At 71.9% G+C, this 14,132-nt stretch carries 12 protein-coding genes; 7 read left to right on the top strand and 5 right to left on the bottom strand.

The window, feature by feature from the left end; genetic code table 11:
• The 4 genes from IR155_RS11690 to cofC all read left to right on the top strand — a co-directional run.
• On the top strand, positions 1 to 1,128 hold a 1,128-nt coding region (locus IR155_RS11690), incomplete at its 5' end, for a radical SAM protein (protein WP_325052694.1).
• Positions 1,125 to 2,630, top strand: coding sequence for a flavin-containing monooxygenase (locus IR155_RS11685; protein WP_135115003.1), 1,506 nt, complete (start codon positions 1,125 to 1,127; stop codon positions 2,628 to 2,630). The genes IR155_RS11690 and IR155_RS11685, both read left to right, overlap by 4 nt.
• A gap of 19 nt (positions 2,631 to 2,649) precedes the next feature.
• Positions 2,650 to 3,660 (top strand): glucose-6-phosphate dehydrogenase (coenzyme-F420), encoded by a 1,011-nt coding sequence (gene fgd / locus IR155_RS11680; RefSeq protein WP_135115002.1) that lies wholly within the window; start codon positions 2,650 to 2,652, stop codon positions 3,658 to 3,660.
• Positions 3,657 to 4,277: a 2-phospho-L-lactate guanylyltransferase gene (gene cofC / locus IR155_RS11675; protein WP_135115001.1), complete on the top strand. Its 621-nt coding sequence runs from the start codon at positions 3,657 to 3,659 to the stop codon at positions 4,275 to 4,277. Before fgd ends, cofC begins: the two co-directional genes overlap by 4 nt.
• A 2-nt stretch (positions 4,278 to 4,279) precedes the next feature.
• Here the strand turns inward: cofC and IR155_RS11670 are convergent, their stop codons facing one another.
• Both IR155_RS11670 and IR155_RS11665 read right to left on the bottom strand, forming a co-directional pair.
• Positions 4,280 to 5,056, bottom strand: coding sequence for a glycoside hydrolase family 16 protein (locus IR155_RS11670; RefSeq protein WP_135115000.1), 777 nt, complete (start codon positions 5,054 to 5,056; stop codon positions 4,280 to 4,282).
• Positions 5,057 to 5,219: 163 nt separating this feature from the next.
• Entirely contained in the window at positions 5,220 to 8,228 is a 3,009-nt protein-coding gene (locus tag IR155_RS11665; RefSeq protein ID WP_135114999.1) for an alpha-mannosidase, read from the bottom strand.
• Positions 8,229 to 8,395: 167 nt separating this feature from the next.
• Here IR155_RS11665 and IR155_RS11660 point away from each other — a divergent pair, with 167 nt between their 5' ends.
• Positions 8,396 to 9,637: an ROK family protein gene (locus tag IR155_RS11660; protein ID WP_135114998.1), complete on the top strand. Its 1,242-nt coding sequence runs from the start codon at positions 8,396 to 8,398 to the stop codon at positions 9,635 to 9,637.
• A gap of 55 nt (positions 9,638 to 9,692) precedes the next feature.
• Here IR155_RS11660 and IR155_RS11655 read toward each other — a convergent pair whose 3' ends face one another.
• The 3 genes from IR155_RS11655 to IR155_RS11645 all read right to left on the bottom strand — a co-directional run bounded on the left by IR155_RS11655 (position 9,693) and on the right by IR155_RS11645 (position 12,247).
• Positions 9,693 to 10,607: an ROK family protein gene (locus IR155_RS11655; RefSeq protein WP_233441193.1), complete on the bottom strand. Its 915-nt coding sequence runs from the start codon at positions 10,605 to 10,607 to the stop codon at positions 9,693 to 9,695.
• Positions 10,604 to 11,182 carry an orotate phosphoribosyltransferase gene (gene pyrE, locus IR155_RS11650; protein ID WP_135114997.1) on the bottom strand — a complete coding sequence of 193 codons (579 nt, stop codon included), beginning with the start codon at positions 11,180 to 11,182 and terminating at the stop codon, positions 10,604 to 10,606. The genes IR155_RS11655 and pyrE overlap by 4 nt, the downstream gene beginning before the upstream one ends.
• Before the next feature lie 180 nt (positions 11,183 to 11,362).
• On the bottom strand, positions 11,363 to 12,247 hold the full coding sequence (locus IR155_RS11645; protein WP_135114996.1) for an aminoglycoside phosphotransferase family protein: 885 nt from the start codon (positions 12,245 to 12,247) through the stop codon (positions 11,363 to 11,365).
• 203 nt (positions 12,248 to 12,450) lie between these two features.
• Here IR155_RS11645 and IR155_RS11640 point away from each other — a divergent pair, with 203 nt between their 5' ends.
• Together IR155_RS11640 and IR155_RS11635 are read left to right on the top strand one after the other, a co-directional pair.
• Positions 12,451 to 12,615 (top strand): hypothetical protein, encoded by a 165-nt coding sequence (locus IR155_RS11640; RefSeq protein ID WP_167760771.1) that lies wholly within the window; start codon positions 12,451 to 12,453, stop codon positions 12,613 to 12,615.
• A gap of 69 nt (positions 12,616 to 12,684) precedes the next feature.
• The gene (locus IR155_RS11635) at positions 12,685 to 14,103 is read left to right on the top strand and encodes an HNH endonuclease signature motif containing protein (RefSeq protein WP_135114995.1); all 1,419 of its coding nucleotides are present in this window, start codon (positions 12,685 to 12,687) and stop codon (positions 14,101 to 14,103) included.
• The last annotated feature ends 29 nt before the right edge of the window (positions 14,104 to 14,132 follow it).

Below are 14,132 nucleotides of genomic sequence, written 5' to 3'. Positions count from 1 at the left end.
TTCCCCCGCCTCCTCTCCCGCGCCGCATCCGACCCGTCCTCGCTCGACGACGGCGAGTGGGAGATCCTGCTGCGCGCCGAGGGCGCGGACGTCGACGCCCTCGCCGCCACTGCCGATGACGTGCGGCGCTACACCGTCGGCGAGGCGCTGACGATCGTGTCGAACCGCAACGTCGCCTCCACGAACTTCCGGCGCGTGGCGACGGGCGAGCCAGACACCTTCGACCTCGAGGCCCTTGCAGAGATCGCCCGCGATGCCGCCGAGCTCGGCGCCACGGAGATCTGCGTGCAAGGCCTCGTCGCGCCGGGCCAGGACGCCGAGGCGTACCTCGACATCGCCCGGACGATCAAGGATGCCGCAAGCGGCATGCACCTTCACGCGTTCCGTCCGCAGGACGTCGCCGACCTCGCCGACCGCTCCGGCCTCGGCCTCGACGGCGCGCTCGCGGCGATGCGCGAGGCGGGCGTCGACACGGTTCCCGGCACCGGCGTCAAGGTGCTGAGCGAGCGCGTGCGCGGCCTGATCGCCCCCACGGATCTGGAGATCGACCGCTGGCGCGAGAACATCGCCGCGGCGCACCGCGCGGGGTTCCGCTCGACGTCCGTGCTGTTCTACGGACACGTCGAGACGGCGGCCGAGCGGATCGCGCACCTGCGCGAGCTCGCGGCGATCCAGGGCGAGACGCGCGGCTTCACCGAGTTCGTGCCGATCCCTCTGCCGCAGCCGATGGGCGGCGGGGTTCCGCTCGTCGCGGGGCGGGCCGCGCTCGACGAGCACCGCGCGATGGTCGCCGTCGCGCGGCTGTTCCTGTCGGGAGTGATCCCGCACATCCAGATCCCGTGGACCCGCCACGGCGTCCCGACCTCCGTCGAGCTGCTGCGCTCGGGCGGCGACGACCTCGGCGGCACGCTGCTCGACGGGCGCGTGCTTCCCGGTGCGGGCGTCGAGCGGGGACTCGAGCTGCCGATCTCCGAGGCGCGCGACATCGCGCGACGCCTGTTCCGCCCCTTCCGCCAGCGCTCCACGACCTACGGCGATGCGCCCGTCCGCGCGGGGCTCACCGCCGTGCGGGCCACGGGACGCCGCGGATCCGAAGGGATCGGCGCATCCGAAGAGGGATCCGGATGACCGCGCCTTCGGATCTGCAGATCCCTTCGGATCTGCCATCCCGGGTCGAGACCGTGATCGTCGGCGCGGGATTCGCCGGCATCGCCGCGGCGCTCGCCCTGCGCGCCGAGGGGATCTCCGACTTCGTGATCCTCGAGCGCGCGCATGCCGTCGGCGGCACATGGCGCGACAACGTGTACCCCGGAGTCGCGTGCGACGTTCCCGCGCACCTCTACGGGCTCTCCAGCCACCCGTCGCCCGACTGGTCTCGCACCTTCGCGCCGGGCACGGAGATCCGGGCGTACCTCGAGCGGATCGTGCGCGACGAGGGCCTCGAGCGGCATCTGCGCCTGAGCACCGCGATGTCCGGTGCCGAGTGGCGCGAGGACGGGTGGGTGGTCTCCACCGTGCCGACTCGGTCGCCCGGCGCGGCGCCTGCCCCGGTCGTGGCGACGAACCTCATCCTCGCCGCCGGGAGGCTCACCGAACCGCTGATCCCGGATGTGCCGGGGCTCGCCGACTTCCCCGGCGCGGTGTTCCATTCCGCGCGCTGGGACGAGCGCATCCGCATCGAGGGCGCGCGCATCGCCGTGATCGGCACGGGCGCCAGTGCGGTGCAGCTCACGCCCGAGCTCGCCCGCCGCGGAGCGGATGTCACCCTGTTCCAGCGCACTCCCGCCTGGATCATGCCGCGCCGCGATCGCGCCTACAGCCGGGCCGAGCGAGAGGAGTGGCGCGGCGACCCCGACGCCGTCTCGCGGCTGCGCGACGAGCTGTATGTCGAGGGCGAGGCCCGCTTCGCGTCGCGGTCGGGAGATGCCGAGGCGGCCGCCGCGGCCCGGGACATCGCGCTCGCGCACCTCGCGCGTCAGGTCCCCGATCCCGCGCTGCGCGCGGCACTCACGCCCGACTACGCGTTCGGCTGCAAGCGCGTGCTGCTCAGCGACGAGTTCTATCCGGCGATCGCCGACGGCGCCGTGCGGCTCGAGCCCTCGGCCCTCGTCGAGGTCGACGACAACATGCTCGTCGCCGCCGGAGGTGCGCGCCACCAGGCCGACGTCATCGTCCTCGCCACCGGCTTCGAGGCCGCCCGGCAGCCGTACGCGAGGCTCGTCACCGGCGAGCACGGCCTGACCCTCGACGAGCACTGGGCGGAGGGGATGACGTCGGTCGGATCGACCCTCGTGCACGGCTTCCCGAACCTGTACGTGCTCAACGGGCCGAACGCCTCTCTCGGTCACAACTCGGCCGTGCTGATCATGGAGCACCAGGCGTCCTTCGCCGCCGGCCTGATCGCGTCCGGCCGGACCGTGCGCGTGGATGCGGCAACCGAGCAGGCGTACACCGCCGAGATCGCCGAGCGCGCTGCGGGCACCCCCTGGGTCGACGGCGGATGCCGCAATTGGTACACCGACCCGCGCTCCGGCCGCCTCACGCTGCTCTGGCCCGGCACCGTCGCCGACTTCCGCGATCGTCTCGCCCGGGTGCGCGACGACATCCTGGACCCCGCCCTCATCCCCTGACCCCGCAAGGAGCTACGACATGCCCATCCCGATGCGCTTCGGCTACAAGGCGTCGTCCGAGCAGTTCGGACCGCGCGAGCTTCTCGACTACGCCATCCTCGCGGAGGAGATGGGCTTCGACTCGGTATTCCTCTCCGACCATATGCAGCCGTGGATGCACGACGGCGGTCACGCCCCGGCGGCGCTGCCGTGGCTCGGCGCCGCCGCCGAGCGTACGAGCCGGGTGCTGCTCGGCACCTCGGTGCTCACCCCGACGTTCCGCTACCACCCGGGCGTCGTCGCCCAGGCGTTCGGCACCCTCGGGGCGATGCACCCCGGTCGCATGATCCTCGGCGTCGGCACCGGAGAGGCCCTCAACGAGGTCACCCTCGGCCTCGAGTGGCCCGAGTCGCCCGAGCGCTTCCAGCGGATGAAGGAGGCGATCACCCTCATCCGGAAGCTGTGGACCGACGAGCGCGTCACGTTCGAGGGCACCTACTACTCCACAAGCAACGCCACGATCTACGACCGTCCCGAGACGCAGGTGCCGATCTACATCGGCGCATCGGGCCCCGCGGCCACACGCCTCGCTGGCCGGATGGCGGACGGGTGGATCACCACCAGCGGCAAGGACCCGTCGCTCTACACGGACACCCTCCTCCCGGCCTTCGACGAGGGGATCGAGAAGGGCAACCGCTCGCGCGACGACGTCGACACGCTGATCGAGGTCAAGGTGTCCTTCCGTCCCGACCTCGTCCAGGCGAAGGAGAACACGCGGTTCTGGGCTCCCCTCGCGCTCAAGCCCGAGGAGAAGACCGGCATCCACGACCCCATCGAGATGCAGCGCCGCGCTGAGGAGCTGCCGATCGAGCGGGCCGCCTCGCGGTTCATCGTCTCGGACGACGTCGAGCAGCACATCGAGGCCATCGCCACCTACGTCGAGCTCGGCTTCCGCCACCTCGTCTTCCACGACCCGGGCCACGACCAGGAGGCGTTCCTGCGCCTTTACGGCGAGCAGGTGCTGCCGCGCCTGCGCGAGCGCTTCCGTTGAGCGCACCCGGCTGGACGGTCGTGATCCCGGTGAAGGGGTCGTCCGGCAAGTCCCGCCTCTCGCATCCGGATCGCGCCGAGCTCGCGACGGCGATCGCCCTCGACACGATCGACGCCGTATGCCGCGCCGAGCATGTTGCAGAGGTGATCGTAGTCACGGCCGACGGCGAGCTGGCTCTCCGCGTGGTGAGCGACGCCGGAGCGGGCCCCCGGCCGCTCGTCCGGGTCGTGCCCGACCCGGACGGCGGGCTCAACCCCGCGATCGCCGCGGGCCTCACCGCCGTCGAGCCGGCGCGGCACCGCGCGGCGCTGCTCGGCGACCTGCCCGCCCTTCACCCCGCCGATCTCGACACGGCGCTCGAACTCGCCGCCGCGCACGACCGCGCGTACGTCCCGGACGCCGAGGGCACCGGGACGACGCTCATCGCGGCGCTGCCGGGCGCGCCGCTCGAGCCCGCCTTCGGCGGCGGCTCGGCCGCGCGCCACGCCGACGCCGGGTTCGCCGCTCTGGACATCCCCGCGACCTCTTCCCTGCGCCGCGACGTCGACACCGCCGACCAGCTGCGCGCCGCCGCCGGCCTCGGCCTCGGGCCGCGCACGTCCGCGCTGCTCGACTGACGTCACACCGGCGGTGCCGCCGGGCGCGCGGTGCCGTGGGTGTAGACCGCGAAGTCCTCGACGATCATGTCGGCGGGGCTCGGCGTCGTCTCATCGGGCATCCCCGCCCAGGCGCCGCCGATCGCGACGTTGAACACCGCGAACATGTCGGTGGTGGGGATGTTCCGGCCCGCGTAGCGCCCGACCTCGACGCCGTCGATGTAGAACACGACGACGTCTCGCTCCCACCACACCGCGTAATCGTGCACCGCCTCGGCCCAGGAGCCGTCGGTGCGCGTGACGATCGACGCGAGTCCGGTCTTCTTGGCCCCGTGCACCGACGAGACGGCCTCGTTCCACCACGGGCTCGCGGTCTCGACGATGTCGATCTCCGAGGTGTCCCGCCCGCCGGCGGTGTTCCACATCCAGAACGCGGGCCAGAACCCCTGGCCCTCCGGCAGCTTCACGGACGCCGTCACGTACGAGCCCGGCCGGATGATGACGTCCCGCAGCTCGACGGCGCCGGACAGCCACTCCTCGCCCGAGCGCTCGGCCGTCAGCCGCATCCCGCCGCCCTCGAGCGGGGCGACCTGCGACGGCGCGTAGCGCTGGATCTCGCCGTTCTTCCATGCCGGCTCGTCGAGCACCCGCATGGTGGCGATGTCCTCCGCCGGGAAGGTCGTCTCGTGCGCGACGGTCCAGCCGGGCGTCGGCGTCGTGTCGGCATATGCGACGGCCGGCATGGTCGTCGCCAGGATGCCGGTCAGGATCAGCGCAAGCGCGCTGCGGGGATGCTTCATCGGGGTGCTCCTCGATCGTCCTCCTCCCCCGCGCTCAGTCTTGCAGGACGGCGGTGTCCCCGAAGTGCCGCAATCAACCGACGCCTCGGGGCCACCACAACGGCCGCGTCCCCGAGATGCCGGAACGAACCGGCACCTCGGGGACACGCCGCCCCTCCCCCGCCTAGAGCGAGACGCGCAGCGTGCGCACCTCGAACGGCGTGAGCGACAGCGCCACCTCGCGGCCGTCCACCAACGACAGCCCCTCGAGGGGCCCGTCCTCGATCAGCGACACGGTCGACACCGCCGACACCGCACGGCCGAACACGAGCGAGCCCGAGGCGCGACGCCCGTACGGCTCGTACACGCGCACGATCAGGTCGCCCGAACGATCCGCTGCGAGCTTCACGGCCGAGACGAGGATCCCGCCCGACACCTGCGCCACCGGCGCCACCGGCGATCCCGTCGCCTCGCGCACCGGCAGGTTCATCGCCAGCCCCGCGGCCGTCGCGTCCTCGATCCCCGCGCCGATCACGAAGGCGTAGCGGTGCGTCTGCTCGCCCTGATCCGTCTCCGGATCGGGGAAGCGCGGCGCGCGCAGCAGCGACAGCCGCACGGTGGTCGTCACTCCCTGCTCGGGCGTCGAGTCGCGCGTGACGTCGTAGCCGTAGGTCGAATCGGTGGTCAGCGCGACGCCGAAGCCGGGCTCCTCGACGTGCACGAACCGGTGCATCGACGTCTCGAACTTCGCCGCCTCCCAGCTCGTGTTCGTGTGGGTCACCCGCTTTGTGTAGCCGAACTGCGTCTCGGCGGCCGTGTGCTCGGCCTGGATGTCGAGCGGGAACGCGACCTTGAGGAACTTCTCCGTCTCGTGCCAGTCGGTGCTCTGCGCGAACTCCACCGCGGGCGATCCGGCCCGCACCGTGATCCGCTGGGTCAGCCGCGACCGCGAGAACGCGCGCGTCACCGCCACGGTCACCGCGCCCGGCTCCTGCTCGAGCGTCAGCGACTCCACCGCGCGCAGGTCGTCGACCCGGTTGCGGTAGAAGCGGTCGACGTCCCACGCATCCCACATGTTGGGGAAGTCCTGGTGAAGCTGCAGCAGGTTCGCCTCGGTGCCGGCCGGGATCGCCTCCCGCCCGGTGCGGTGGTCGATCGCCGAGGTGATGAGGCCCTCCGCCGTGATCGTGACCCGCACCCGCCCGTTGTCCAGGATGTACCCGCCGCCCGACTCCTCCACCGTCACCGCGTCGGCATCCTGTCGCGGGACGGATGCCCCGAGCGGAATGAGCCCGCGCTGACCGTACGGAGACGCGTTGAACACCACCGTCTCGGTGCCGTCCCCGGCGAGCGGCGCCAGCGAACGCTGGATCAGCACCTCCGCCTCAGAGGCCACCCGCTCGTACTGCTCAACCGCCTCGCGGTGCACCCAGGCGATCGAGCTTCCCGGCAGGATGTCGTGGAATTGCTGAAGCAGCACCTGCTTCCACAGCGCATCCAGCTCGTCGTACGGGTACTCGGCGCCGGTCCAGAACGCGGCGGATGCTGCCCACAGCTCCGCCTCGATCAGCAGGTGCTCGGTGCGGCGGTTCCCCTGCTTCGTCTTGTGCTGACTGGTGAGCGTCGCGCGGTGAAGCTCGAGGTAAAGCTCGCCGACCCACACGGGAGGCTGCGGGAGCTGCTGCTTCGCCCGGTCGAAGAACGCATCCGGATGCTCCCAGCGCACCTTCGCGGACCCCTCCAGATCCGCCAGGCGCTTCGCCTTTCCGGTCATCTCGCGGGTCGTCCCGCCGCCGCCGTCGCCCCATCCGACCGGCGCGATGGATCCGTTCGCCCGCCGCGACTCCCGGAACTGCCGCGACGCCTTCGCGACCTCGGCGCCCGACAGCTGCGAGTTGTAGGTGTCCATCGAGGGGAAGTGGCTGAAGATGCGCGAGCCGTCGATCCCCTCCCACGCGAACGTGTGATGCGGGAACCGGTTGACCTGGTTCCACGAGATCTTCTGCGTGAAGAACCACTCGAAGCCCGCGCGCCGGATGAGCTGCGGCAGGGCCGGCGAGTAGCCGAACGAGTCGGGCAGCCACACGCCCTTCGACCGGATGCCGAACTCCTCCTCGAAGAAGCGCTGGCCGTAGAGGAACTGCCGCACCATCGCCTCGCCGGTCGGCATCACCGTGTCGGACTCGACCCACATGCCGCCGAGCGGCAGGAACCGCCCCTCCGCGACGGCGGCCTTCACCTTCTCGTACACCTCGGGACGGTGCTCCTTGATCCACGCGTACTGCTGCGCGCTGGACATCCCGTAGACGAAGTCGTCCGTCTCGCCGATCAGATCCGTCATCGACGACGTGGTGCGCGCGACCTTGCGGATGGTCTCCCGCACCGGCCACAGCCACGCCGAGTCGATGTGCGCGTGGCCGACGGCCGAGATCTCGTGCGCCGACGCCTCGCCGGGCGACGCGAGCGCCGGCGCGAGAGCCGCGCGGGAGGCGGCCGCCGTGCCGGAGATGTCCTGCAGGTCGAGCAGGTCGAGCGCGTCGTCGAGGGCCTGCAGGATGCGCATCCGCCGCGGGCTCGACTCGGGCAGCTCCGCCTGCAGCTCGAGCAGCACCTCGACGTCCAGCCCGAGCTCGAACACCTCGGCGTCGAACACGGCCAGGTCGAAGTGGCGGGTTGTGTAGAGCCGCTTCGGCGAGGAGGTGAGGATGTCGCCCTCCTGCGTCGGCAGGAACGGGTGATGCTCGAGGATCACCGGGTTGGCGGCCGCCTCGACGAGGAACTCGACCGTCTCGCCGCCCGCGGCGGCATCCGCGATCCGCACCCACTGATTGCGCGGGTTCAGCGACTTCACGGGGGTGCCGTCGGGCAGGTAGACCAGACCCTCGCACTGGAAGCCCGTCCTGTCGACGTCGAAGCCGAGGTCGATGACGGCCTCCACGCGCTGTCCCGCCCACTCGGGGGGCACCGTGCCGCGCACGCGGAACCACGTGGTGCCCCAGGCGGCTCCCCACACCGACCCGACCTCGAAGGGCGCGTAGTCGAGCGCGAGTCCCTCCCCCGGCGGGATCGGCTCGCCCGGCAGCTCGGTGAACGCGACCTCGAGCGGCACGCGCCGCGCGTGGACGGCGGGCTGGATCCGCTCGCGCAGCACCCGGGTGGCGCGGCCGACGGTGAGCGGGATGTCGTCATGCATTGGGTGGTGGTTCCTTTCGGATCGGGCGTCAGCCCTTGACGGCCCCGGCGAGCGCGCCGATCGTCTAGTTAATCAATCGTCTTGATTAACTTGTGTCAAGTGCCCGCGTCGGATGGCGCGGGCCCTTGGCGCAGTATCCTTCGGGGATAGGACGAGACGAGGACCTCATGCGACGACGAGGCGCCAACCTCCCCACCATCGGGGGCTTCAATCAGGCGGTCGTCTTCGACATCGTGCGACGGGCCTCCGGCGGCGTGAGCCGCACCGAGATCACCGCGCAGACCGACCTCTCGGCGCAGACAGTGTCGAACGTCGCGCGCCGCCTCCTCGACGGCGGGCTTGTGCGCGAGGGAGACAAGGTCTCATCCGGTCCCGGCAAGCCCCGCACCACCCTGCATCTCGTGCCGGATGCGCGGCTCGCGATCGGCATCCACCTCGATCCCGCGCGCATCACCTATTCGATCGTCGACCTGCTCGGGCGCGTGGTCGCGCGTCATTCCACCGCGACGCCGGGGGGCCAGGCGCCGGGCGACGTCGAGCAGAGCATGATCTCGACGACCCGGTCGCTGATCGAGCAGGGAGACGTCGACCCGCGCCGCATCATCGGCATCGGCGTCGCCGCACCCGGACCGGTCGACATCGAACGGGGCAGCGTCAACGACCCGCCACTGCTCCCCGGCTGGAACGACGTTCCCCTGCGCGACGCGCTCGCCGACGCCTTCGACATGCCGACGGTCCTGGTGAAGGACGTCACCTCGGCGACGGTCGGCGAGCTGTGGGCCGGCGGACACGAGCAGGCGGGCGGAGATCTCGCCGTGTTCTACATGGGATCGGGCGTCGGCCTCGGCATCGCCCTGGAGCACACGGCGCTGCGCGGCGCGACGGCGAACCTCGGCGACATCGGCCACCTGCGCGTGTCGAGCGGCGGGCCGGTGTGCAAGTGCGGCCGCCGGGGCTGCCTGGGCGACGCCGTGTCGCCCGCGCGCATCGTGAACGCCGCCGCCGCGATGGGCGCGGGCGAGGCCGTCGCCCCGTCCGATCACGCCGCGGTCGCCATCGCATTCGCGGCGATGTGCGACCGCGCCGACGCGGACGAGGCAGTGCGCGGCCTGCTCGACGAGCTCGCCGAGCACATCGCCGAGGCCGTCACGCAGATCGTGAATCTGCTCGACGTGTCCACCGTCGTGATGAGCGGGCCGATCTGGGCCGAGGCGGCGCGGCACACCCTCGAGGGCGTGCGCTCCCGCGTCGCCGCCTCGACCGCGCTCGTGCTCCCGCATCCGGTCTCGATCGTCGACTCGGCCCTCGGGCCGGACGCCGCCGCGGTGGGCGCCGGATGTCAGGTGCTCGAGAGCGCGTTCGCGCTCGGCGACCCGTCGCCCTTCACCCGGCGCGCGCTGACGGCCTGACGACCGTCCGGGCGCTGTTCGGCGCCCGGTTAAGCCCGCGCCCTCGAGCCGGCGGTCAGCGCAGGACGAGCGCCGCGGCGCCCACGAGCGGGCCCTCGTCGCCGAGGGCGCTGCGCACGACGCGCGTGGCCTGCGCGTAGGGAAGCACCGCGGTGCGCCGCACGGCGGCGGCCACCAGGTCGACGTAGTCGTCGGAGACGCGCGAGAACCCGCCGCTGATGGCGATCACGTCGAGATCCAGCAGAGTGGAGGCGTTGGCGAGCCCGAGTCCCACCAGGGCGGCGGACCGCTCGATCGCGGCACGCGCGATCCTGTCTCCGGCCGCGGCGTCGCGGGCGATGTCCTCACCGGTCTCGCCGGACCATCCCTCGCCCTGCGCCCAGCGCACGCTCGACGGGCCCGATGCGAGCTCCTCGAGGGTCAGCTCGCCGATGACCATCTGGCCGAGGTGCCCCGCGTTGCCCGAGGCACCGCCGATGGGCGCGCCGTCCACGACGATGCCGCCGCCGACGCCCGTCGACACCACGATCGACAGCGACGCGCGCGATCCGGCGGCCGCGCCGATCCACGACTCCGCGAGCGCGAGGCATCCGCCGTCGTGGCGCAGGCGGGTGGCGAAGTCGTCGTGCCCCAGCACGCCCGCGACGGCGCGGCGCGCCGCGTCGGCGAGGCCGAAGCCGTGCAGCTGCGGCATGTTCACCGGGTGGATCGCGCCGGTCGCGACGTCGACGGGCCCGGCGCTGCCGATGCCGACGCCGACGAACTCCGCGTCCTCGGGCAGGCGGGCGAGGGCGTGCGCCGCCGTCTCGGCGATGGCCGACTCGAGGTCTGCCGGCGTCGCGGCGCGTCCCGTGGGGCGACGGTTGCGGCTCGCGGCGAGGACGGATCCGTCCTCCGCGACGAGCGCCGCGTCGAGCTTCGTGCCCCCGAGGTCGAGGGCGAGCGCATAACGGGCCATGGTCTCGCTCACTGCGGGTCGAGGCCGAGGTCGGCGAGGCCGATCGCAGCGCGCCATTCGAGACCCTCGGCCTCGATCGCGGCTTGCGCTCCCGTCGACCGGTCGACGATCACGGCGACGGCGACGACCTCCGCGCCCTCGCGGCGCAATGCCTCGACCGCCTTCAGGGCCGACTGGCCGGTCGTGGAGGTGTCTTCGACCACAACGACCCGCTTGCCCTTGACGTCGGCGCCCTCGATCTGGCGGCCGCGGCCATGATCCTTCGGCTCCTTGCGGACGACGAAGGCGTCAAGCGGACGCTCGGTGCGCGCCGACTCGTGCATGATCGCGTTCGCGATGGGGTCGGCGCCGAGCGTCAGGCCGCCGACCGCGACGACATCCGGGATGTCCGCGATCAGGTCGAGCATGATCCGTCCGATCGCGGGCGCCGCACGGTGGTCGAGCGTGAGCTTGCGCATGTCGACGTAGTACGTCGCCTTCTTGCCGCTCGAGAGCGTGAAGTCACCGTGGAACACCGCCTCGTCCTGGATGAGGCGGATGAGGGCCTGGCGGTCGACTTCGACGGCGGGAGACTCGGATGCGGCCATGCGCCCAAGTCTAGGAGGGCGCGCCCGGGCGGCCTCCACCCGGGCGCTGATGACCGGAGGTTGGATCGACCCGTCACGTAGGGCCGCGGCCGGAGGACGATGTGCCGATCGCAGGACGTTCGGGGCTCGGATCTCCTCCGTCGGGCACATGCTCCTCCGCTCGCGCGGGCGTTCCGTCGGTTACGCCTCCGAGAGCAGCTCGGCGAGCGCGTGCTCTCCCATCTGCAGCATCCAACCGTCGGCCGCCGTGGACTCGAAGGTGACGGTCGCCATGTTGAGCGCCCACCCGTATGCGCGGATCCAGACCGGGTCGTCAAGCGGGTGGAGATCCGCGAGGTGAGCACGGTAGTCGTGGCGTCCCTTCGTGTCGAAGACGAGCCATGCCACAGCCAGATCGGTCGCTGGGTCGCCGGCCGTGAGATCGCCGAAGTCGATCACGGCCAGGCCGCCGGCGGGGGTCGCAAGCAGATTGCCTGGATGCGGATCGCCATGCAGCCACATCGGCGGCCCCATCCATCGCGGGCTCGCGGCGCAGCGGTCGAACAGCGCCTGCAGCCGGTTGGGTTCCGGTACGAGTCCGCGCTCGAGGCGGGTGCGGAACGCCTCGGCGCGCCTCAGCAGTGGCACGCCCCGTACGGGGTTCGCCGGGGCGGCCGCAGGTGCCGGCACATGCAGCGCACGGTGGAACTCCGCCAGCGGTGCTGCCAGGTGACGCCGCTCCCTCGGAGGGAGGTCGGCGACGCGCGCTCCGTCGATCCACGGCAGCACCGACCACGCCCACGGATATCCGGCCGCGGAGCTCGGTCTGCCCGCTCTCACAGGCACGGGCACCTCCACGGGCAGCGTCCGTGCCAGTTCCGGCAACCAGCGCTGCTCGTGGATGACGAGCTGGGCCGCCGCCTCGCGCCGCGGCAGGCGCAACACCAGCTCCTCACCGAGTCGCAGAACGCTGTTGTCCCATCCGTTCGCGAGGGTGGCGAGCGGCAACTCCGCCAGGTCCGGATGCTGCTCGGCGAGCAGCGCTCGCGCGAGCTCGACCGTCACGTCGAGATCGGGCGCCACCATGCTGACGACCCTACCGACGCCGCCCGCCGCGCCAGGCCGCGGGCGGAGGAGGTTGCGCCGATCGCAGGACGTTCGAGGCTCGGACCTCCTCCCGCGGGCAGATTCTCCTCCGCTCGCGCGGGCGGCGAAGGCCTCGACGCAGCGACAGTGATCGGAAACCAGGGAGCGAGGGACACCTCCGAGGTGCGGCGAGGCAGAGCACCGTGACCGACGCCGCCGCGGCGCTCAAGCGCGCTCGTGCGCATGTCCCCGACATCCGGATCGAGGCCTGGGACGGCACCCACTCGCTGCCGTTCGAGCAGCCGGAACGCATCAGCGCCGAGCTCATCGCGTTCATAGACGCGCACGATCCGGCGCCAGGCGGCTGACGCCGGATCAGACAGGCGTCACGGAACCGCGCCGATCACAATGTCGGTGGTTGGTTCTAGTCTCGGTACATGGCGGCGACCCCGTGGTTCGAAGATCCGTCTCGCGATCCTCGCGAGGCGGTCGCCGCCGCGGCCGGTGCCCTGGATGGCGTTTTCGCGCAGGTCGGCGCGCTGGCTGATGCGGACGTCGTCGCCTTCACACGGGAGGTCGAGGCCCTCGGGCGGCTCGTGGACGGGCTGCGGGTGCGGGCCGCCGGCGAAGTGGATGCCAGGTCGGATCTGATGGCCGAGGAGTGCCTGTCCGCCCTGCACGGGTGCCGCAACGGGATCGAGCTGCTGGAGAGACTGACTCTTGTGTCTTCCGCGACGGTACGTGCGCGGATCGTGCTGGACAAGCGCACGCGGCCCCGGTTCGCGCTCACCGGCGAGGAGCTGCCGGCCGAACACCCCGCGATCGGCGCAGCGCTGGAGGACGGGACGCTCGGACTCGAGACGGCCGGGCTGATCGGAAAGATGCTCGCGAGGGTCGCCCACCGCGCCGACCCCGTACGGCTGGCCGACGCCGAGGCGTGGCTCGTCGGGCAGGCCACCGATCCGGTGCAGCCGCGGACGTTCGACGAGGTGAGAGCACAGGTGCTCGCGATCGGGCTGTCACTGGATCAGGACGGCTTGGAGCCGTCCGCGGAGGAAGCCGCGAAGCGCCGTGGGTTCACCATCGGTGCCCTCCGCAACGGCGTCCACCCGGTGCGCGGAGACGTCACCCCGGAAGCGGCCGGCGCGCTGCAGATGCTGTTCGATGCGCACAGCAACCCCGCCGTGAGGTTCGGCACCCACCCCGCCGACACCGAGGCCGGCGAGCCGTGGGGGCAGGACGAGGTCGTCCCCGACGAGCGGACCCCCGCCCAGAAGCGGCACGACATCCTCCACGCCGCCATCCAGACCGCCGCCCGCGCCGAGGACACCCCCACCCTCGGCGGCGCGGCCCCCACACTGCTTGTGCATGTCGCGGCCGAGGACCTCCTCTCCCCGACCGGGGTGGCGTCGATCGACGGCATCCAGACCCCCGTGCCGGCGAGCATCGCCCACCGGATCGCCTGCACCGGAGCAGTTCAGAAGATCGTCTTCGACAACGCCGGACGCATCATCCGCCTCGGCACCAAGGAACGCCTGTTCAACACCCACCAGCGCAAGGCAATCGCCGCCCGCGACGGCGGCTGCGTCATCCCCGGCTGCACAATCCGGGCATCCTGGTGCGAGATCCACCACGTCACCGACCACGCCAAAGGCGGACCCACCCACACCGACAACGGCGTGATGCTCTGCTGGTGGCACCACCACAACCTCGAACGCTCCGGATGGGGAATCCGGATCAACCGCGGCATCGTCGAGACCAAAGCACCCCCCTGGATCGACCCCCGCGGCCACTACCGCCCCGCGCCCAACGCCATCACGAGGCGCCGATCACGACCGCCCGTCCGCGCCGGCTGAGACGCCCGCGTGCGAGCGACGTCGGTGCC

Origin of the sequence: Microbacterium paludicola (assembly GCF_015235415.1) — a bacterium.
GTDB lineage: Bacteria > Actinomycetota > Actinomycetes > Actinomycetales > Microbacteriaceae > Microbacterium > Microbacterium paludicola.
Note: the sequence above shows the minus strand (reverse complement) of the source record. Positions and strands in the feature narration are given on the sequence as shown.